The 1,531-nt window shown below is 69.0% G+C and carries 1 protein-coding gene; it reads left to right on the top strand.

Annotated elements, in window-relative coordinates; translation table 11 throughout:
• A partial coding sequence (locus IE260_RS40975) for an acyl-CoA carboxylase subunit beta (protein ID WP_229881853.1) occupies nt 1-1,531 on the top strand: 1,531 nt, incomplete at both ends.

Here is a 1,531-nt window from a genome sequence, read left to right as displayed (position 1 = left end):
GTGGCGGAGCTGCACGAGATCCGTGCGCGGGCACTGGCCGGTCCGGGCGAGAGGGCGACCGAGGCGCAGCACGCCAAGGGCAAGCTGACCGCGCGGGAGCGTATCGAACTCCTCCTGGACCCGGGTTCCTTCCGGGAGGTCGAGCAGCTGCGCCGGCACCGGGCGACCGGGTTCGGCCTGGAGGCCAAGAAGCCGTACACGGACGGTGTGGTCACCGGCTGGGGCACGGTGGAGGGCCGTACGGTCTTCGTCTACGCCCATGACTTCCGTATCTTCGGCGGCGCCCTCGGCGAGGCCCACGCCACCAAGATCCACAAGATCATGGACATGGCCATCGCGGCGGGTGCGCCGCTGGTGTCCCTCAACGACGGTGCCGGCGCCCGTATCCAGGAGGGCGTCAGCGCGCTCGCCGGGTACGGCGGCATCTTCCAGCGCAACACCAGGGCGTCGGGTGTGATCCCGCAGATCTCGGTGATGCTGGGCCCGTGCGCGGGCGGCGCGGCCTACAGCCCTGCCCTGACGGACTTCGTGTTCATGGTCCGTGACACCTCCCAGATGTTCATCACCGGCCCGGACGTGGTCAAGGCCGTCACCGGCGAGGAGATCACCCAGAACGGCCTGGGCGGTGCCGACGTGCACGCCGAGACCTCCGGCGTGTGCCACTTCGCCTACGACGACGAGGAGACCTGCATCGCCGAGGTGCGCTACCTCCTCTCCCTCCTGCCGCAGAACAACCGGGAGAACCCGCCCCGGGTGGAGTGCGCCGACCCGGCCGACCGCCGCTCACAGGTCCTGCTCGACCTGGTCCCGGCCGACGGCAACCGGCCCTACGACATGGCCAAGGTCATCGAGGAGATCGTCGACGACGGCGAGTACCTCGAGGTCCACGAACGCTGGGCCCGCAACATCATCTGCGCCCTGGCCCGCCTCGACGGGCAGGTCGTCGGCATCGTCGCCAACCAGCCCCAGAGCCTGGCCGGTGTCCTGGACATCGAGGCGTCGGAGAAGGCCGCCCGGTTCGTGCAGATGTGCGACGCGTTCAACATCCCGATCGTCACCCTTCTGGACGTACCCGGCTTCCTGCCGGGCGTCGACCAGGAGCACGGTGGAATCATCCGGCACGGCGCGAAGCTGCTGTACGCCTACTGCAACGCGACGGTGCCGAGGATCTCGCTGATCCTGCGCAAGGCGTACGGAGGTGCCTACATCGTGATGGACAGCCAGTCGATCGGCGCCGACCTCACCTACGCCTGGCCGACGAACGAGATCGCCGTGATGGGCGCGGAGGGCGCGGCCAACGTCATCTTCCGCCGCCAGATCGCCGAGGCCGAGGACCCCGACGCCATGCGGGCCCGCATGGTCAAGGAGTACAAGGCCGAGCTGATGCACCCCTACTACGCGGCCGAACGCGGCCTCGTCGACGACGTCATCGACCCCACCGAGACCCGCGAGGTCCTCATCACGTCCCTCGCGATGCTCCACACCAAACACGCCGACCTGCCCTCCCGCAAACACGGCAACCCGCCCCAGT

Source organism: Streptomyces viridiviolaceus, assembly GCF_014650995.1.
In the GTDB taxonomy this organism is placed as follows: Bacteria; Actinomycetota; Actinomycetes; order Streptomycetales; family Streptomycetaceae; genus Streptomyces; species Streptomyces viridiviolaceus.
This window is presented reverse-complemented; position numbering and strand designations above follow the sequence as displayed.